This is a genomic window from Nonomuraea sp. NPDC003754 (assembly GCF_053605785.1).
Map to the genome: position 1 here is coordinate 1 of NZ_JBSGJX010000047.1, position 19,004 is coordinate 19,004.

Sequence of the window (19,004 nt, forward strand, 5' to 3'; positions counted from 1 at the left end):
TGGCGAGGGTGTTCAGTTCTGTCGTCACACACGGATCTTGGACACCCTCGCTGCATGTTCGCAGCCAGACTCGGAATCCTCAGCCCTTGGAATCAGTCATCTAGTCGCGGCAGATCACCCGAAGTACTGCACCACTCCCGCAGGTCAAAGAGCACGTTTCCGGCATACAACTTGTCGTCGGGGCCGGCGGCCCGCATCGGTATCCCCGTCACCTCTGGCGAAAGCCGCCAATGATCGCCGCTTACCCGCCACACTGACCGAGCCCGGCCCACCACAGCGTGGGGACCGTACGGTCTCCAGCGCACCGGGCGAATACGATCTCCGTATGCAGGACGCCGAGTTCAACGACCCCCGGCTGGTGGCGGTCTACGACGCCATGTACACCTGGGGGCGCGACGACGACTTCTTCCTCGCCGTGGTCGGCGAGACTCCCGCTGCCCGGGTGCTGGATCTGGGGTGTGGGACCGGGCGGCTGGCGCTGGGCATGGCGGCGGCCGGCCATACGGTCACCGGCGTCGATCCGGCCCGCGCGTCGCTGGAGGCGGCCCGCGCCAAGCCCGGCGCCGAGCGGGTGACCTGGATCGAGGGCACCGCCGACGTGCTTCCCGAGCGCGCGTTCGACGTCGCGGTCATGACCAGCCACGTGGCGCAGGTCTTCGTCGACGACGAGGAGTGGAAGCGCGTCCTCGCCGCGCTCGAACGGTCGCTGGTGCCAGGTGGCCGGCTGGTGTTCGACTCGCGGGATCCCCGCAATCTCGCCTGGGAACGGTGGAACCCGACCGACTCGCGCCAGCTGGTGCGCCTGCCGGACGGTGCCGAGGCCGAGACCTGGGTGGAGGTGACCGACGTCCAGGACGGCAGGGTCAGTTTCACCTACCACTACGCCTTCTCGAACGGGGAGACGCTGCTCAGCACTTCGACGCTGCGCTTCCGTACCGAGGAGGAACTGCGCGCCTCCCTGGCGGAGGCCGGATTCCGGGTGGAGCGGATTCACGGCGGGTGGCACCGGCAGCCGGTCGGGGAAGGGGACGGAGAGTTCCTCATCATCGCGCGGACCTGAGAGCGGACCTCAGAGCGGACCTCAGAGCGGATCTGAGAGCGGATCTGAGAGCGGGCCCGGCGACGGAATAGGGCGAGGGCGGCGCCGTGTTGCCGCGTCCATGGTTACGTCCATGGTTATCGGACTCATCGGCAGCGGATCCATCGGCGGCACGCTGGCCAGGCTGGCCGTCGCGGCAGGCCACGAAGTGGTCCTCAGCAACTCGCGCGGCCCCGAGACCCTCGCCGACCTCGTCGAGGAGCTCGGGCCACGGGCGCGGGCCGGCACGGCGGAGGAGGCGGCGCGTGCGGGTGACGTGGTCGTGGTGACGATCCCGTTCGGCAGCTATCGCGAGGTGCCGCCGATCGACACCATCGTGATCGACACCAACAACTACTATCCGGCCAGGGACGGCCACGTCGCCGAGCTCGACTCCGGCGAGACGACGAGCAGCGAGCTGCTGGCCGCGCACCTGAAGGACGCCAGGGTGGTGAAGGCGTTCAACAGCATCTACTACCGCGACCTGGCCACGCAGGGCCTGCCGGAGGGCACGCCGGGCAGGCGCGCGCTGCCGATCGCGGGTGACGACGAGGCGGCCAAGCGGGTGGTGGCCGAGCTGACGGACGCGTTCGGGTTCGACGTGGTCGACGCCGGGCCGCTGGCGGAGGGCCGCAGGTTCGAGCCGGACACGCCGCCCTACAACCGGCGGCTCACCCGGGACGAGCTGCGGCGGGCCCTGGGCAGGGACCGCTAGCGTTGCGGCCGATCTCTCCCGCGTCGCTGGTCGAGGAACTGGCCGAGCGCGTAGCACGGCACCCGCGCGGCGCGTGGGTACGGGTGCTGGTCGACGGCGCGCCGCCGGCGCGGCCCGATCTGCTGGCCGACGACCTGGTCGAGCCGCTGCGGGTGCGCGGGCGCGCGGTGCGGCGGGTGTCGGCCGGCGACTTCCTGCGGGCGGCCTCCCTGCGCCTGGAGTACGGCAGGACCGACCCCGACGCCTTCTACGACGACTGGCTGGACGAGGGCGGCCTGCGCAGGGAGGTGCTCGACCCGCTCTCCCCCGGCAGCACCGGCCGGATCGTCCCTTCGCTGTGGAACAGCGTGACGGACCGCGCCACCCGCGCGCCGTACGAGACGCTGCCGGAGGGCGGGGTGCTGCTGCTGGACGGCACGCTGCTGCTCGGGCGGGGCCTGCCGGCCGAGCTGACCGTGCACCTGTGGCTGTCGCGGGCGGCCCTGACCCGGCGCACCGAACCCGGAGACGCCTGGCGGCTGCCGGCCTACGAGCGTTACGAGCGCGAGGTGGCCCCCGCGGAGTCGGCCGACGTGGCGGTCAAGACCGACGATCCACGCCATCCCGTGCTGCTCAGGTGAGCCGGCCCCGGCCGCCCGTGCCGCTCAGGCGCGCCGATCACCGCCGTCCCGTGCTGCTGCCCCGGCCGCCCGTCCTGCCCGGGTGAGCCGATCCCCGTCGTCCCCTGGCGCTCAGGTGAGCCGCCACACCCGTAGCGTGTCGTCGCCTCCGGCGCTGACCACGACCGTCCTTCCGCCGACGTCGGCAGTCGCGAGGCCGAAGACGTTGTGGTCGTGGTCCTTGAACGGCCTGCCCGCGTCCTTGCCGGTCGCCAGGTCGTGCACCCTGGCGGAGCCGTCGTTGCCGCCCGAGACGACCAGCGTCCGGCCCGCCACCTCGGCCACGGCGATCGAGTAGACCCATCCCGAGTGCCCCCGGTACGGCAGGCGCCGCTCGCCGCCCGCCGGCTCGTCCACCCATACCTCCTGGTCTCCGCCGCCGGACAGCACGACCGGCCCGCCGTCGAGCGTGGCGGTCGCGATCGCCGAGACGTATCCCGAGTGGGTGGTCACGTTCGCCCCCTCGCCGCCGTCGAGGCTCCAGCGTTTGACCTCGCCGTCCTGTCCCCCGGTGTAGAAGGTGCCGTCGTCGGTCGCGGCGAGGGAGAAGACGGCACCGTCATGGGCGCCGCGTCGCGTCTGGCTGACCTGCTTGCGGGTGGCCAGGTCCCACACGCGTACGTTGCCGTCGCCGCCTCCGGTGATCACCACGGTGCGGTCTCCGTGGCGTGCCACCGCCAGGGAGAACACCGGCTCGTTCTGGTCGATGGGCTTGCCGAGCGGTCCGCGACGGGCCAGGTCCCAGACCCTGACGGTGCCGTCGTCGCCGCCGGAGACGGCGATCGGCGTGCCGTCCAGGTCGGTGACGGCGACCTCGCGCACCCCGTTGGTGTGGCCGGTGAACGTGGCCATGAGTTTGCGCCCGGTCAGGTCCCACAGCCGGACGGTGCGGTCCTGGGAGCCGGAGACCGCGACCGGCCTGCCGTCCACGGTGGTGGTGGCGACGGTCTCCACGTCGTCGGTGTGGCCGCGCAGGGTGCCGAGCGCCGTGCCGACCGCCTTCCCGGACCACGGCGACAGGGCCGGAGCCGGGGTCGGCGGGGTGGGTGACGAGGTCCGGGCGGAGGCCGGCGGGGTGTGGGTGGCCGGCGCGGGGGCGCCGGTGGAGGCCAGAGGGCCGACGGTGGGACGGGGCGTGCCGGTGCCCAGCCATGCGGGCACGACGACCGCCGCTCCAGTGACGAGGGCCGCGCAGCCGGCGGCGACCACGCCGTAGGCGACCTTCCTCCTGGTCCTGCCCGGAACCGTGTCCAGCGCACGTCCCTGGAGAGCGCGGGAACCCGGAGCGGGCCCGGTCACCCCGGGCGCGGGCGTCGCGGGTCCGCCGTCAGCCCCAGCCCAGGCGACCGCGGGCCCGCCGTCAGCCCCGGGCGGGGCGGGCACGGGTCCGAACGGCACAGCTCCGGCGGGCGCGGGACCGACGGGCGCCGGACCGGTCGGCACAGACCCCGCAGGCGCGGGACCGGCAGACACATGGCCGAAAGACGCAGCCCCCGCAGGCACAGGACCGGGCGAGGGTCCGGTGGACATGGGCCCCGCAGGCGGCGGGCCGGCGGAAGTGGGACCGGCGGGTGCGGGCGCGGCTGGTGCGGGGCGGTGGGCGATGAGGGACAGCATCGCCTGGGAGCCGGTGGGGCGCGCAGCGGGGTCCTTGGCCAGGCACTGCGCCAGCAACCGCCGCAGGTCGGCGGGGATGGCCGACAGGTCAGGCTCGGCCGTCAGGATGCGGTGCAGCACGGCGGGGATGCTGTCGTGGCCGAAGGCGGGCCGTCCGGTGGCGGCGAACACCATGGTCGCCGCCCAGCTGAAGACGTCCGAGGCGGCGCCCACCCGCTGCCCGCCGATCTGCTCGGGCGACATGTAGGTGGGCGTGCCGACGACGCCGCTGGTCGTGGTGCCCACGGTGTCGAGCGCCCTGGAGATGCCGAAGTCGATGACTCGCGGGCCGTCCGGTCCGAGCAGCACGTTGGCCGGTTTGAAGTCGCGGTGGACGATGCCCGCCTGGTGGATGGCGGCCAGCGCGGTCGCGGTGCCGACCGCGATCCGGTGCAGCGCCGCGCCGGAGCGGGGGCCTTCCCGTTCGACGCTCTTCTGCAAGGAGACGCCGTCGATGTACTCGCTCACCACGTAGAGGGAGCCGTCGCTCTCGCCCGCGTCGAGGACCCGCGCGGTGCAGAACTCGGCCACCTGCCTGGCCAGCTCGATCTCGCGCAGGAAGCGGGCCCGCACGTCGGGGCGGTCGGCGTGGCGGGCGTGCAGCAGTTTGACCGCGATCCGCGCCCCGTCGGGTCCTTCGGCGAGGTAGACCGCGCCCTGGCCTCCCTCGCCCAGCCGGTCGAGCAGCCTGTACGGCCCGAGCCGTACGGGATCTCCTGGCTTGAGCATCGTGCCCCTGTCCGTCTGTCGTGCGGGCCTTCCGGGCGAACATCATGCCAAGGCGGCGGCGACGGCGCGTGCGACGGCCGGGTCCGACAGGTATTCCTCCACGTCGTGGGCGCGTTGGAGGGGGTTGTCGACCGCGCGTTCGTCGACCTGTCCCTTCCAGTCGTCGTCCAGGGGGCAGCCGATGCACACCGGGTCGGACGGGCACCAGACGTTGAGCCACGCGCCGATCTTCGGCGGGCGCGCTGGCCCGCCCGCCAGGAGGTGGCGGTGCACGGCGTCGAGGCCCAGCGGGCTGCCCGCGGTCACCAGCAGCGGCACTTCCACGCCTGGCGGCAGCGAGGCCATGAGGTCCATCGCCACAACGCTGCCGAGGCCATGCGCCACCATGACGAGGGCGCCGGAGCGCGGCAGGGTTCGCATGACGGCGTCGAGCACGCGGTGCCGTACCGGGGGGTCGTCGAGGTAGGCGGCGACGTCGCGGAAGACGCGCGCGATGAGGAGCCGGTCGAGGTTGGTGGCGGAGGCGAGCCAGGACAGCGCGCCGTCCAGGCCGGTGAGCAGCCCTTCGCGCCGCGAGTCGGACGGCATGCCCGCCATCATGGCCGCCTCGCCGACGAGTTGCTCGTACAGCAGCCGCGCGGTCGGCGAGGTGGGCGCCGCGCACCCGGCGGAGGGCTCGGGGCCGGCCGGGACGAGCCGGTCGGCGTAGGAGGGCAGCCACACGTCGCCAGGGTCGAGGGTGGGCAGGTCGGCGAGGGTGAGTCCCTTGTTCAGCCCGGCCGTCCACTGCCTGCGCAGCGCCACGGGGCCGGCGTGGTCGCGATGCTCACCGGGACCGCCGGGCAGGAACAGAAGGCGCCTGCCGCCGCCGAAGGCGGTGGGGCGGGCGGCGAGAGCGGTGGCGGGCGCCCTGAGGGGTTGGACGGCGGGCGGCCGGGCGACCGGTACGGCAGGCGTCCCGAGCCCCGCGGCGGGCCCCATCTCGGCGAGCAGGGCCCGCACCCCCGCGGTGACCTCGCGCCCCGCCAGGTGGGCGAGGATGACACTCACCCGCACCCCCGAGCCCCGCACCCCCGAGCCCCGCACCCCCGAGCCCCGCACCCCCGAGCCCCGCAGCCCGGAGCCCGGCACCCCCGAGCCCCGCACCTCCGCATCCGTCTCCGCGTCCGGGCTCGGCGGGTCGTCGGCCGGACCGTGGTGCAGCGCGACGACCTCCCACTGGTCGTTGAACACCGGCGAGCCCGAGCCACCGGGCCCGCCGGTGGTGTAGAGCAGCCGTTGCGCGGTCTGCTCCCGCAGCCGGCTGTGCCGGACGGAGATCTCCGTCGCCCGGCCCGGCGGATGGCCGGGCGGATGGCCGGCCATGTTCACCGGCTCCCCTGCGACGATCTTCCCCTGCCGGGCGACGAGCGGGTTCCAGCCGAGGACCGCGCCCGCCTCGCTGCCGTCGGCGGCGGCCTTCACCAGGACGAGCGTGTAGCCGAGCCGCTCGTCGGTGAGGAAGCAGCCGTCCGGGTCGAACCTGAACCTGACGGGTGTCCCTGGCCGGTCGCCGGCGCCTTCCTCGCCGAAGAACTCCGCGACCGCGCCGCCCGCCGCGGCGGGCGAGGGCAGGACATGGCCGGCGGTGAGCAGCAGTCTGGGCGAGACCATGAACCCCGTGCCCAGCGGCGTTTCCCTTCCCGGCGGGCCGGCCGAGATCCGGGCCACGGCGGCGACGGCCCGCGCTCCCCTGGACAGGAAGCCCGCGGGCGGGTGGTCGGCGGCGGCGGCGATGATGCGCTCGTACAGCGGCGCGCCTTTGGCCACGCCTTCGCCGACGAGTCTCTCGATGGTCGCGACGGGCACCTGTCCCGTGGCCACGAGACGTTCCGCCCTGGCCGCGAGCTGGTCGACGTCGTCCCTGATGCGGGCGATGGGGTTCATGCGCCCACGGTGCGCCGGTGCGGTGGCCTCCGCATGAGTAGGTCCATACTCAGCCGGAATCTCCCGGGCCGGCCCGCGGTTTGCGGGGACATGAGCGACTACGGACGACCTCTCCAGTTCGGCTACTTCCTCGTGCCCGACGCCGGCGACCCGGTGATCGAGCACGCCAGGCTCGCCGACCGGCTGGGCCTCGACCTGATCGGCGTCCAGGACCACCCGTACCAGCGCAGGTATCTCGACACCTGGACGCTGCTCAGCGTGATCGCCGCCGTGACCGAACGGGTGACCGTCTTCCCCGACGTGGCGAACCTGCCGCTGCGGCAGCCGGCCGTGCTGGCCAAGTCGGCCGCCAGCCTCGACCTGCTCAGCGGGGGGCGGGTGGAGCTCGGGCTGGGGGCGGGCGGCTTCTGGGACGCCATCGAGGCGTACGGCGGGCCGCGCCGTACCAAGGGGGCGGCGATCGACGCGCTCGGCGAGGCGATCTCGGTGATCAGGCAGATCTGGAGCGGCGAGCGCAACCGGCGCTTCGAGGGCGAGCACTACCGTCTGCGCGGCGCGCAGGCCGGACCCTCGCCTGCGCACGGGATCGGCATCTGGCTGGGCGTGGGCGGCCCGAAGGGGCTCGCGCTGGCGGGCCGGGCGGCCGACGGCTGGCTGCCGTCCTCGCCGTGGGCGCCGCCCGAGCGGCTGCCCGAGCTGCACGCCAGGATCGACGAGGCGGCGGTCGAGGCGGGCAGGAAGCCGTCCGACCTGCGGCGGGTCTACAACATCAACGGCGCCATCGGGCCGGACAGGCCCGCGAGCCAGTGGGTGGCCGAGCTGACCGACCTGTCCGTCGGGTTCGGCATGGACTCGTTCGTGTTCTGGGCGGAGGGCGACCAGGAGCGGCAGCTCCACCTGTTCGCCGAGGAGGTGGTCCCGGAGGTTCGCAGACAGGTAGCACTGGAACGCGAAGCGTGACGGGTCCAGTATGGAGAGATGATCCCCAGTCACTGGTACAACATCGTTCCCGACCTGCCCGCTCCTCCGCCGCCGCCGCTGCATCCCGGCACGATGCGGCCGGTGGGGCCGGAGGATCTGGCGCCGTTGTTCCCGATGGACCTGATCGCCCAGGAAGTGAGCACCGACAGGTTCGTCGAGATCCCGCAGGAGGTGCTCGACGTCTACCGCCTGTGGCGGCCGACACCGCTGATGCGGGCCCACCGCCTGGAGGAGGCGCTCGGCACGCCCGCCCGCATCTACTACAAGTACGAGGGCGTCTCGCCCGCCGGCTCGCACAAGCCCAACACCGCGGTGCCGCAGGCCTACTACAACGCCAAGCAGGGCATCCGCCGCCTCACCACCGAGACCGGCGCCGGCCAGTGGGGATCGTCGCTGGCCTTCGCCTGCGCCCAGTTCGGGCTGGAGTGCGAGGTCTGGATGGTGCGTGCCTCCTACGACCAGAAGCCGTACCGCCGCTCGCTGATGCGCGTGTACGGCGCGACCGTCCACGCCAGCCCCTCGCCGCTGACCGGCGCGGGCAGCAAGGTACTGGCCGACGATCCCGACTCGCCCGGCAGCCTGGGCATCGCGATCAGCGAGGCGGTCGAGGTGGCCGGGGCCGCCGACGACACCCGTTACGCGCTCGGGTCGGTGCTCAACCACGTGCTGCTGCACCAGACCGTGATCGGTGAGGAGGCGCTGAAGCAGCTTCCCGAGATGCCCGACGTCGTCATCGGCTGCACCGGCGGCGGCTCCAACTTCGCGGGGATGATCTTCCCGTTCCTGCGGGAGAAGCTGGCCGGCAACGTCTCGCCGGTGTTGCGGGCGGTCGAGCCCGAGGCGTGCCCGTCCTTCACCCGCGGGGTCTACGCCTACGACTTCGGCGACACGGCGGGGTTCACGCCGCTGCTGAAGATGCACACGCTCGGCCACGACTTCGTGCCCGACCCGATCCACGCCGGCGGGCTGCGCTACCACGGCATGTCGCCGCTGCTGTCGCACATGTACGAGCTGGGGCTCTTCGAGGCGGTCGCCGTCTCGCAGACCGACTGCTTCGCGGCCGGGGTGCGGTTCGCCAGGACCGAGGGCATCGTGCCCGCGCCCGAGCCGACGCACGCGCTGGCCGAGACGATCGCCGAGGCGCTGCGCTGCAAGGAGAGCGGGCAGGAGAAGGTCATCCTGACCGCGCTGTGCGGGCACGGCCACTTCGACCTGGCCGCCTACGACCGCTATCTGGCGGGCGAGATGGAGGACTTCGCGCTGCCCGAGGAGCGGATCGCCCGGTCACTGTCGGGCCTGCCCGTTACGTGACCGGCTTCTCCTTGGCGGAGGGGAAGCGCTGAGCGGTGCGGTGAAGCCGGTCCTGGCCATCGCGTCGTCGCCGGGCGAGCGGCGTAACGTGGGTGGATGGATGTCGATGTGATCGTGCTGGGCCTGGGTCCCGGTGGCGAGGACGCGGCGGAGCGGCTGGCCGACGCCGGCCTGGAGGTCGCCGGTGTCGAGGCGAACCTGGTCGGTGGTGAGTGCCCGTACTGGGGCTGCATCCCCTCCAAGATGATGGTCACCGCGGCCAACGAGGTCGCCCAGGGCGGCCTGGCGCCCGACTGGGCCCCGGTCGCCCGCCGCATCCGCGACGAGGCGACCGACGACTGGAACGACAAGGTCGCCGCCGACCGCTTCACCGGCAAGGGCGGCCTGCTGGTCAGGGGCCACGGCCGCATCACCGGGCCGGACGAGGTCACCGTGGGCGAGCAGGTCATCAGGGCGCGGCGGGGCATCGTGATCGCCACCGGGTCGAGGCCGGCCGTTCCTCCGATCAAGGGTCTGGACGGCACGCCGTACTGGACGAACCACGAGGCGATCGAGACGGAGACGGTGCCGGAGTCGCTCGTCGTGCTGGGCGGCGGCGCCATCGGCGCCGAGCTGGCGCAGGCGTTCTCCAGGTTCGGCGCGGAGGTGACGGTGCTGGAGGGCTTGGACCGGCTGCTGTCCATGGAGGAGCCCGAGGCGAGCGCGCTGGTGGAGAAGGTGTTCACCGACGAGGGCATCGGGGTGCGCACGGGGGTGAAGGTCGACGAGGTCGCCTACGCGGACGGCAGGTTCACGCTGGCGGGGGTGACGGCCGAACGGCTGCTGGTCGCCACGGGCCGCAGGGTCGACCTCGCCGCGCTCGGCGTCGGCGCGATCGGGCTGGACGAGAGCGCGCGGGCGATCCCCGTGGACGAGCGGATGCGCGCCGCCGAGGGGGTGTGGGCGCTGGGCGACGTGGTCGGCAAGGGCGCGTTCACGCACATGTCGATGTACCACGCCGACATCATCGTCAGGCAGATCCTGGGCGAGCCGGTGTACGAGGCGGAGTACCACGCGGTGCCGAGGGTGACGTTCACCGATCCCGAGGTGGGCGCCGTCGGGCTGACCGAGGCCCAGGCCCGGCAGCAGGGGCTGGACGTCAGGGTGTCCCTCACGGACCTGGCGGGCTCGACGCGCGGCTGGATCGCGCGGGCGGAGGGGTTCGTCAAGCTGGTCGCCGCCGACGGGGTCCTGGTCGGCGCGACGAGCGCCGGTCCGTGCGGCGGCGAGATGCTGTCCATGCTGACGCTGGCCGTGCACGCCAGGATCCCGGTCGAACGGCTCAGCCAGATGATCTACGCGTACCCGACCTTCCATCGGGCGGTGTCGGCCGCTCTTCCCGCGCTTCTCCGCTGACCAGCGGGATCGCCCAGCGGGTGCCGGGGTCGGCGTCGATGACGAGGGCCCTGGCCAGCGCGGTGAGGGGCACGGCGAGGATGGCGCCGAGCGGGCCGAGCACGACCGACCACACCAGCAGCGACAGCAGCGTGAGCGTGGTCGACAGACCCGCCGACTCCCCCGCGTACTTGGGCTGGATCACCGACTGGATGACGAAGTTGACCACGGTGTAGACGACGATCACCCAGACCATCGTGACCCAGCCCGAGTCGAGCAGGGCCAGCAGCGCGGGCGGAAGCAGCCCGAGGAAGAACCCGACGTTGGGGATGTAGTTGGTGATGAAGGAGAGCATCCCCCATAGCACGGGCAGCGGTACCCCGAGCAGCCACAGCGCGCCCGCGTCGAGCACCGCCACGATGAAGCCGAAGACGGTGCAGACCACCAGGTAGCGGCAGGTGCTCCTGGCGAAGTCGGTCAGCGCGCGCACGAGGTCGGGTTTGGTGCTCTGCAGCCGGCGGACGGCGGCCTGGATGTGGCCCGCGTCCATGCTCATGCCGTACGCCAGCAGGATGATCACGATGAAGGCGGAGGCGACGTCGAGCAGGCCGCTCAGGAAGCCCTGCACCAGCGGGACGAGCTTGCCGGGATCCAGCGCCTTGACGGCGGCGCTGATCTGCGCGGGGGTTATCCCGAGGCCGGCCAGCCACTGCGTGACGGAGGCGGCCAGCTGGTGGTACTCGTCGGCGTACTGGGGAAGCAGGCCGGCCAGCCGTGCGACCGAGACGACCAGGGCACCCACGAACGCCAGCAGCACCAGCAGCACGACCGTCAGCGGCACGGTCACCAGCACCCACGAGGCCGCGCCGCGCCGCTTCAGCCAGGCGCGCAGCGGGCTGACGGCGATCGTCAGCGTGAGCGCGAGGAAGGCCGGGGCCATGATCGCGCTCGCGCGCCTGAGCCCGGCAAGGATGACCACCGCGGCCGCGAGGCCGATGAGGATCCGCAGTCCACGCGACATCATGGGTCACACTATCGCGACCGTCGGTGACGAAGGCAGGCAACCGCGCCGGTCAGCGCGTTGTACGGGATCGCCGCGGTCGCTGCCCGTGGCGCCAGAGGGGGGACCGGACATCGGGTACGCGGCGTACGCGGCGTACGCGGTGTACCCGATGTCCTGCCTCAGCGAGCGTTGGGACGCTTGCCGTGGTTGGCCGCCTTCTTCTTGCGGGCCTTGGTCTTGCGGGCGCGCTTCGCCATCGCCTACCTCCTCATGTGATGATCCCAACCTCTCGCGAAGGCGGCGGCCCGGACAAGGCCTTCGCCAGATTCCACTCCCCATGTTTCAACATAGATGTGTCATAATTTGGTGGAATCTGTTGGAAGGAGGGCACATGCTCGCACCACAGCGGCAACAGGCGATCCTGGAGCGCGTCCGTCGCAGCGGCGGAGTCCGGGTGGCCGACCTCGTCCGCGAGCTCGGCGTCTCCGACATGACCATTCGCCGGGACCTGGAGGCGCTCGCCGAGCGGGGCCTGCTCGAGAAGGTGCACGGCGGGGCCACGATCAACGGCCCCGGCTCGACGGAAGAGCCGGGCTTCGCCGCCAAGTCGATGCGTCAGCAGCCGGAGAAGGACGCGATCGCCCGCAGGGCGGCCACGCTCGTCCGCCCCGGCACCGCCGTCGCCCTGTCGGCCGGCACCACCACCTGGACGCTGGCCCACCACCTGGTCGACGTGCCGGACCTCACCGTCATCACCAACTCCATCCCCGTCGCCGACGTCTTCCACCGCAGCCCGCGCGCCGACCGCACGGTGGTGCTCACCGGCGGCGTCCGCACGCCGTCCGACGCCCTGGTCGGCCCGGTCGCCGTCGCGGCCATCAGGCGGCTCCACGTCGACACGCTGTTCCTGGGCGTGCACGGCATGAGCACCAAGGCCGGTTTCACCACCCCCAACCTGCTGGAGTCGGAGACCGACAGGGAACTGGTCGCCTCGGCACATCGCCTGGTGGTCCCGGCCGACCACACCAAGTGGGGCACGGTCGGCATCAGCACGATCGCGGAGCTGTCGGAGGCCGACGTCGTCATCAGCGACGCGGCCCTGCCGGACGAGGCGCGCGCGGAGCTGGCCGAGCGGGCGGGAGAACTGATCATCGCGGAGGACATCAAGTGAAGCGCACCATCGCGCACATGGCCGACGGCCGAGAGTTGATCTACTTCGACCGGCGCGACGACGCCGACCGGAGCGCGATCGACGAGCGCGAGCTGCCGCCCAGGCCCGCGGCCTCCGAACTGCGCTACGACCCGCTCACCGAGGAGTGGGTGGCGATGGCGGGTCACCGGCAGACCCGCACCTTCCTGCCGCCGGCCGACGAGTGCCCGCTGTGCCCGACCAGGCCCGGCAAGCCGACCGAGATCCCGGCCGCCGACTACGACGTCGCCGTCTTCGAGAACCGCTTTCCCAGCTTCTCCACCAACCTGGGCACCTACACCGCCCCCGGCGGGCTGAGCGAGGTGCGGCCGGGGGTCGGGCGCTGCGAGGTCGTCTGCTTCACCTCCGACCACGGCTCCTCCTTCTCGGCGCTGTCCGACGAGCAGGTGGAGCTGGTGATGGAGGCCTGGGCCGACCGCACGGCCGAGCTGTCGGCGATCCCGGGCGTGGAGCAGGTGTTCTGCTTCGAGAACAGGGGCGCCGAGATCGGCATCACGCTGGCGCACCCGCACGGCCAGATCTACGCCTACCCCTACGTCACCCCGCGCACCCGCCTGCACCTGGCGGCCGCGGCCAAGCGGCCGAACCTGTTCGCCGACGTGCTGGCCGCCGAGCGGGCGGGCGAGCGTGTGGTGGCCGCCAACGAGCTGTGGACCGCGTTCGTGCCGGCCGCCGCCCGCTACCCGTTCGAGGTGCACCTCTACCCGCACCGCCAGGTTCCGGACCTGGCGGCGCTCACCCAGGAGGAGCGCGCCGCCTTCGGCCCCGTCTACACCCGCGTGCTGAAGGCGCTCGACGGGCTGTTCGGGGTGGTCATGCCGTACGTGGCCGCCTGGCACCAGGCCCCCGTACGGCACGGCCGCGACCTGGCCTACCTGCACATGGAGCTGTTCAGCATCCGCAGGGCGCCGGAGAAGCTGAAGTACCTGGCGGGCTCGGAGTCGGCGATGGGCGCCTTCGTCAACGACGTTCTGCCCGAGGACGCGGCACGGCTGCTTCGATCACAAGTAGATCACTAATTAATGTCCGCTTGAGGTCGCATTACGGGGGATTTACTACTAATATCCCGATTCGTCGGCTTTCACAGCCGTCACATGCCTAATCCTGGGCGCGTTGCCCGGAGCCGGGGACCCATCGAGAACCTGGGGTGAATCCACGCGTGTGGTAGGGCTTCTCCCGCCCGAACCCGTCAGCTAACCCGGCCGGCAGACGGAGAGGATCGTTCGTGGCGTCCCCCACGTCCCGTTTCGCATGCGGTGCTGTCGCCGCGCTGTCCCTCGTGATCGGTTCCGCGACCGCAGTCTCGGCTGCCCCCAAGCCGTCCGAACCGCAGTTGCGGACCGAGCTGAAGAAGCTCAACACCCGGGTCGACAAGCTGATCCGGACCTACAACGCCAAGCGCGTCTCGCTGGCCAAGGCCCAGAAGGACGCGAAAGCGGCCGGGAAACAGCTCGCGGCGGCCGAGCAGACCCTGGTCACGGCCGAGAAGGAGGCCTCGAGGATCACCGAGCTGCGCTACCAGGCCAGCACCCCTGACCTGCCGACGCTGCTGTTCACCCCCGACCTCAACACCGCCGCCCTGCTCGAGCAGATGAGCGCCGAGCAGGACGCGGTCGTCAAGAACGTCGCCGCGGCGCGCGACACCAAGAAGCAGGCCGCCGACGCGGCCACCGCGCTCGCCGACCGGATCAGGACCGAGACCGAGCAGGTCGCCGGCGACCGGAAGGCCGCCGAGGGCATGATCAAGGACATCGAGAAGAAGCTGCAGGCCCTCGTGCCGACCGGTCCTGGCCGCAAGGCCGACGGCAGCTGGGCGCCCGAGCTTCCCGCCGGGTCGGACAACATCACCCCGCGCACCCGGCTCATGCGCGACACCATCAAGAAGACGTTCGCGCTGCCGTTCGAGGTGGGCTGCTACCGGTCGGGCAGCAGCGGGGAACACCCCCTCGGACGGGCCTGCGACTTCATGATGAGCTCGGGCGGCTCCATGCCCGCGGCCGTCAACCGGACGCTGGGCGACCAGATCGCGGCGTGGGCGGTGAAGAACCAGACCCGCCTGGGCGTCAAGTACGTGATCTGGCGGCAGCGGATCAACAGCGGCAGCGGCTGGCGGCCGATGTCCGACCGCGGCAGCATCACCGAGAACCACTACGACCACGTCCACGTCTCGATGAACTGAAAGCAGGCGATGGCGAGCCGCCTGGACCGATACGCCTCCGCCGCCCCCGCGGCCGTCCTCGGCGGCGGGGGCGTTCACGGGTCAGGCGAGGTCGAACCGGTCGAGTTCCATGACCTTGGTCCAGGCCGCGACGAAGTCGGTCACGAACTTGTCGCGGGCGTCCTGGCTGGCGTAGACCTCCGCGAGGGCCCGTAGCTGGGAGTTGGAGCCGAAGATGAGGTCGACCGCGGTGGCGGTCCACTTCACCTCATCGGTGACCACGTCGCGGATCTCGTACAGATGCTCCTCGGAGTCCGATGCCTTCCACCGGGTGCCCGGGGAGAGCAGGTTGGTGAAGAAGTCGGCGGTGAGCACACCGGGCCGGTCGGTGAGGACGCCGTGCCGGGTACCGCCGACGTTGGCTCCGAGGGAACGCAGGCCGCCGATGAGGACGGTCATCTCGGGCGGAGTCAGGTTCAGCATGTAGGCACGATCGACGAGCAGCACCTCCGGTTGCGTCTTCTCGTCGGAACGCAGGTAGTTGCGGAACCCGTCGGCCCGCGGCTCCAGGACCCGGAAGGACTCGACGTCGGTCTGCTCCTGAGTGGCGTCGGTACGGCCCGGGCGGAACGGCACCGTCACCGCCACGCCGGCCTCGCCCGCTGCCCTCTCGACGGCGGCCGAGCCGGCCAGCACGATCAGGTCGGCGAGCGAGATCTTCGCGCCGCCGGCCTCGTTGAACTCGCGCCGGATGCCCTCGAGGGTGTCCAGGACCGTCGTGAGCTGCTCGGGCTGGTTGACCTCCCAGCTGCGCTGCGGCTCGAGACGGAGCCGGGCGCCGTTTGCGCCGCCGCGCTTGTCGGTGGACCGGAAGCTCGCTGCGGCGGCCCAGGCGGTGGAGACCAGTTGAGCGGTCGTGAGGCCGGACTCCAGGATCTTCGCCTTGAGGGAGGCGACGTCGGCGTCGCCCACGAGTTCGTGGTCGACCGCCGGCACCGGATCCTGCCACAGCTGGGGCTCGGCGACCCACGGTCCGAGGAAGCGGCTGACCGGACCCATGTCGCGGTGCAGCAGCTTGTACCAGGCCTTGGCGAAGGCCGACGCGAGCTCGTCGGGGTTCTCCAGGAAGTGGAGGGAGATCTTCTGGTACGTCGGGTCGACGCGCAGCGACAGGTCGGTCGTGAGCATCGTCGGCTTGTGCTTCCTCGACGGGTCGTGAGCGTCCGGGATGAACGCCTCGGCGTCCTTCGCGACCCACTGCTTCGCGCCGCCGGGGCTCGTGGTGAGCTCCCACTCGTGGCCGAAGAGGATCTCGAAGTAACGGTTGCTCCACTGCGTCGGCCGGTCGGACCACGTCACCTCGAGACCGCTGGTGATCGTGTCACCGCCCTTGCCGGTGCCGTAGCTGCTCAGCCAGCCCAGGCCCTGCGCCTCCAGCGGCGCGCCCTCGGGCTCCGGCCCCACATGGTCGTCCGCGACGCCGGCGCCGTGGGTCTTGCCGAACGTGTGGCCGCCGGCGATGAGAGCGACGGTCTCCTCGTCGTTCATCGCCATCCGTGCGAAGGTCTCGCGGATGAAATGCGCCGCCGCGGCCGGGTCCGCGTTGCCGTGGGGACCCTCCGGGTTGACGTAGATGAGACCCATCTCGGTCGCGCCGAAGATCGGCACCATCTCGGTGTCGGTGGCGTAGCGCTCGTCACCGAGCCAGGCGTCCTCCGGACCCCAGAAGATCTCCTCCGGCTCCCAGACGTCCTCGCGGCCGAAGCCGAAGCCGAAGGTCTGGAAACCCATCGACTCCAGGGCGACGTTGCCGGCGAGCACGAGCAGGTCGGCCCACGAGATCTTCTGGCCGTACTTCTGTTTGACCGGCCACAGCAGCCGGCGGGCCTTGTCGAGGTTGGCGTTGTCGGGCCAGCTGTTGAGCGGCGCGAAACGCTGGGCGCCGTCGCCGGCCCCGCCGCGACCGTCGTGGATGCGGTAGGTGCCCGCGGCGTGCCAGCTCATCCGGATCATGAGACCGCCGTAGTGGCCGAAGTCGGCCGGCCACCAGTCCTGCGAGGTGGTGAGCACCTCGATGATGTCCCGCTTGAGGGCCTCGACGTCGAGCTTGCCGAACTCCTTGGCGTAGCTGAAACCCTCTGCCAGTGGGCTGCTCTTGGACGAGTGCGCGCGCAACACCGAGAGGTCGAGCTGGTTGGGCCACCAGTCCCGGTTCGTGCGCGGACGACCGCCGGTCCTCGGGGTCGGCGAGGGGATCGCCGGATTCTCGCTCTCGCTGCCATGCGCGGTCGCGGAGTCTTGGGCGACCGAGTAGCCGGCCGCCGCCTTCTGGTCCACGCCCTGCGCGCTGGAGGGGGCGTTGTCCTGGGTGTCGCTCATCTGCTTCCTCCGAACTGCCGGATCAGTGGGCAATGCGTCTGGTCGCACAGCCGGGACAGGAGCCCCAGGAGACGACCTCCGCATGGCCGGCCACGAAGCCCTGGTCATCCGAGGCGGTGAGGCAGGGGGCGCGGCCGGAGGCGCAGTCGACGTCCGCGATCGCACCGCAGGAGCGGCGCACGACATGGCGATGGTTGTCCCGCACGCGTGACTCGTGGCGGGCGGTCGTACCGGCGGGTTCGATGTGCCGCACCGAACCGGCTGAAACCACTCGCGACTGCGCCTCGAAGTCAGACGCCATATCGTCAACATAGCCGCCCCCTTCGCAGAGCGGACACGCGGCCGTGCCCTGCCGTCCGCCTCGTGGCTTCGGACGCTCCTTGCCCGGGGTCGGCGGCAGGCGTACGTTTGACTCGATGACCAAAATCATCCGTTCGGTCACGAGAGGCGCTCATGAAGACCGTCAACATGATGGATCCCAACCTGCTGGCCGACCCCTTCGGCGGCTTCGCCGAGCTCAGGGAGAAGGCGCCCGTGCTCCGCGCCTCCTTCCCGTGGTTGGATGACGACACCCCCATCTGGCTGGTCACCCGGTACGACGACGTCAGGACCGTGCTGAGCGACCACCGGTTCGTCAACGACCCGCGCAACGTGCCAGGCGGGACGGTCGACAACGCGCGCACGAAGATCGCGCAGGCGAGGGGCGTCCCGCCCGAGTACGCCGACTTCCTGGCCAACGGCATGCTCGACCTCGACGGCGACGACCACCTCAGGCTGCGCAGGCTGGTCTCGCGCGCTTTCACGGCCAGGCGCGTGATGGAGCTGCGGCCCCGCGTGGAGGAGATCAGCGCGCGGCTGCTCGACGCGCTGCCGTCCGACCGGGTCGTCGACCTGGTCGAGGAGTACGCCTACCCGCTGCCGATCACCGTCATCTGCGAGCTGGTCGGCATCCCCGAGGCCGACCGCCCGCAGTGGAGGGCCTGGGGCGCCCGCATGGTCAGCATGGAACCCGGCGCGCTCGCCGAGCCGCTCGTCGGCATCATCGAGTACATCCGCGACCTCATCCCCCGCCGGCGCGCCACACCCGCCGACGACCTGCTCACCGGGCTCATCAGGGCCCACGACGAGGACGGCGACCGCCTGAGCGACGCCGAGCTGGTCACCATGGTGCTCACGCTCGTCCTGGCGGGTCACGAGACCACCGCCCACCTGATCGGCAACGGCACCGCCGCCCTGCTGACCCACCCCGACCAGCTCGCCAGGCTGCGCGCCGAGCCCGAACTGATGCCGCGCGCCGTCCACGAGCTCATGCGCTGGTGCGGGCCCGTCCACGGCACCCGCCTGCGCTACCCCGTCGAGGACGTCGAGCTCGACGGCGCCGTGCTCAGGCGGGGCGAGCCGGTGATGGCGGTGCTCGTGAGCGCGAACTTCGATCCCCGCAGGTTCGACGACGCCGACCGGCTCGACATCGCCCGCGAGTCCGACAGCAGGCGCGAGGTCCACGTGGGCTTCGGCCACGGGCTGCACTACTGCCTGGGGGCGGCGCTGGCCCGACAGGAGGGCGAGGTGGCCTTCGGCGGGCTGCTGTCGCGCTTCCCCGGGCTACGCCTGGCCGTCCCGCCCGAGAAGCTGGAGCGGCAGCTCATGCCCGGCTCCTGGCGCCTGGCGGCCCTTCCCGTGCTCCTGGACGGCTGACCCGGCCGACTCGCCCGGCTCGCCCGCGCGCCCCAGGCCGGTCCCGAGCCCTCCCCGCACCGGCCGCGGGGCCGTCACGCCCCCGGCTCCTCCCGCGCCCCCTGGCGGCGCCGTGGCTCCCCGGCGGGTC

At 71.9% G+C, this 19,004-nt stretch carries 16 protein-coding genes and 1 riboswitch; of the genes, 10 read left to right on the forward strand and 6 right to left on the reverse strand.

From position 1 onward, the window contains the following. Positions 1-325 precede the first annotated feature (325 nt). The 3 genes from ACWEVS_RS38420 (at position 326) to ACWEVS_RS38430 (ending at position 2,413) form a co-directional block, all read left to right on the forward strand. Complete coding sequence (locus ACWEVS_RS38420; RefSeq protein ID WP_452555658.1) at positions 326-1,060, forward strand: class I SAM-dependent methyltransferase; 735 nt, start codon at positions 326-328, stop codon at positions 1,058-1,060. Between the two features lie 112 nt (positions 1,061-1,172). Next, positions 1,173-1,793, forward strand: a complete 621-nt coding sequence (locus ACWEVS_RS38425) for an NADPH-dependent F420 reductase (protein WP_452555660.1) — start codon at positions 1,173-1,175, stop codon at positions 1,791-1,793. Positions 1,794-1,795: 2 nt separating this feature from the next. After that, positions 1,796-2,413 carry a uridine kinase gene (locus ACWEVS_RS38430; RefSeq protein ID WP_452555662.1) on the forward strand — a complete coding sequence of 206 codons (618 nt, stop codon included), beginning with the start codon at positions 1,796-1,798 and terminating at the stop codon, positions 2,411-2,413. Positions 2,414-2,524: 111 nt separating this feature from the next. Here the strand turns inward: ACWEVS_RS38430 and ACWEVS_RS38435 are convergent, their stop codons facing one another. Both ACWEVS_RS38435 and ACWEVS_RS38440 read right to left on the reverse strand, forming a co-directional pair. Further along, positions 2,525-4,837 carry a protein kinase domain-containing protein gene (locus tag ACWEVS_RS38435; protein WP_452555664.1) on the reverse strand — a complete coding sequence of 771 codons (2,313 nt, stop codon included), beginning with the start codon at positions 4,835-4,837 and terminating at the stop codon, positions 2,525-2,527. A gap of 42 nt (positions 4,838-4,879) precedes the next feature. Beyond that, entirely contained in the window at positions 4,880-6,763 is a 1,884-nt protein-coding gene (locus ACWEVS_RS38440) for a trypsin-like serine peptidase (RefSeq protein WP_452555666.1), read from the reverse strand. 90 nt (positions 6,764-6,853) lie between these two features. Here ACWEVS_RS38440 and ACWEVS_RS38445 point away from each other — a divergent pair, with 90 nt between their 5' ends. The 3 genes from ACWEVS_RS38445 (at position 6,854) to ACWEVS_RS38455 (ending at position 10,450) form a co-directional block, all read left to right on the forward strand. Further along, entirely contained in the window at positions 6,854-7,723 is an 870-nt protein-coding gene (locus ACWEVS_RS38445) for an LLM class flavin-dependent oxidoreductase (protein ID WP_449919668.1), read from the forward strand. 18 nt (positions 7,724-7,741) lie between these two features. Then, positions 7,742-9,055, forward strand: coding sequence for a TrpB-like pyridoxal phosphate-dependent enzyme (locus tag ACWEVS_RS38450; RefSeq protein ID WP_452555668.1), 1,314 nt, complete (start codon positions 7,742-7,744; stop codon positions 9,053-9,055). A 96-nt stretch (positions 9,056-9,151) separates the two neighbouring features. Next, the gene (locus ACWEVS_RS38455; protein WP_452555670.1) at positions 9,152-10,450 is read left to right on the forward strand and encodes a dihydrolipoyl dehydrogenase family protein; all 1,299 of its coding nucleotides are present in this window, start codon (positions 9,152-9,154) and stop codon (positions 10,448-10,450) included. Here ACWEVS_RS38455 and ACWEVS_RS38460 read toward each other — a convergent pair. Both ACWEVS_RS38460 and ACWEVS_RS38465 read right to left on the reverse strand, forming a co-directional pair. Next, the gene (locus ACWEVS_RS38460) at positions 10,377-11,453 is read right to left on the reverse strand and encodes an AI-2E family transporter (RefSeq protein ID WP_452555672.1); all 1,077 of its coding nucleotides are present in this window, start codon (positions 11,451-11,453) and stop codon (positions 10,377-10,379) included. The two genes, ACWEVS_RS38455 and ACWEVS_RS38460, sit on opposite strands and share 74 nt — an antisense overlap. 158 nt (positions 11,454-11,611) lie before the next feature. After that, the gene (locus tag ACWEVS_RS38465; RefSeq protein WP_376773285.1) at positions 11,612-11,689 is read right to left on the reverse strand and encodes a 50S ribosomal protein bL37; all 78 of its coding nucleotides are present in this window, start codon (positions 11,687-11,689) and stop codon (positions 11,612-11,614) included. A 134-nt stretch (positions 11,690-11,823) separates the two neighbouring features. Between ACWEVS_RS38465 and ACWEVS_RS38470 the strand changes: the two genes are divergently transcribed. From ACWEVS_RS38470 to ACWEVS_RS38480, 3 genes are all read left to right on the forward strand, one after another. Further along, entirely contained in the window at positions 11,824-12,603 is a 780-nt protein-coding gene (locus tag ACWEVS_RS38470; RefSeq protein WP_354914866.1) for a DeoR/GlpR family DNA-binding transcription regulator, read from the forward strand. Continuing rightward, the gene (gene galT / locus ACWEVS_RS38475; protein ID WP_452555674.1) at positions 12,600-13,661 is read left to right on the forward strand and encodes a galactose-1-phosphate uridylyltransferase; all 1,062 of its coding nucleotides are present in this window, start codon (positions 12,600-12,602) and stop codon (positions 13,659-13,661) included. The genes ACWEVS_RS38470 and galT overlap by 4 nt, the downstream gene beginning before the upstream one ends. Positions 13,662-13,727: 66 nt before the next feature. Further along, positions 13,728-13,864: riboswitch (cyclic di-AMP (ydaO/yuaA leader) on the forward strand. Positions 13,865-13,867: 3 nt separating this feature from the next. Next, positions 13,868-14,821, forward strand: a complete 954-nt coding sequence (locus tag ACWEVS_RS38480; RefSeq protein ID WP_354914868.1) for a coiled-coil domain-containing protein — start codon at positions 13,868-13,870, stop codon at positions 14,819-14,821. Positions 14,822-14,902: 81 nt separating this feature from the next. On the opposite strand, the gene katG is transcribed toward ACWEVS_RS38480, so the two are convergent. Further along, positions 14,903-17,179, reverse strand: a complete 2,277-nt coding sequence (katG, locus tag ACWEVS_RS38485; protein ID WP_452555676.1) for a catalase/peroxidase HPI — start codon at positions 17,177-17,179, stop codon at positions 14,903-14,905. Between the two features lie 22 nt (positions 17,180-17,201). Further along, on the reverse strand, positions 17,202-17,480 hold the full coding sequence (locus ACWEVS_RS38490; protein WP_452555678.1) for a hypothetical protein: 279 nt from the start codon (positions 17,478-17,480) through the stop codon (positions 17,202-17,204). A gap of 152 nt (positions 17,481-17,632) precedes the next feature. Here ACWEVS_RS38490 and ACWEVS_RS38495 point away from each other — a divergent pair, with 152 nt between their 5' ends. Further along, positions 17,633-18,874 carry a cytochrome P450 family protein gene (locus ACWEVS_RS38495; RefSeq protein ID WP_452555680.1) on the forward strand — a complete coding sequence of 414 codons (1,242 nt, stop codon included), beginning with the start codon at positions 17,633-17,635 and terminating at the stop codon, positions 18,872-18,874. The last annotated feature ends 130 nt before the right edge of the window (positions 18,875-19,004 follow it).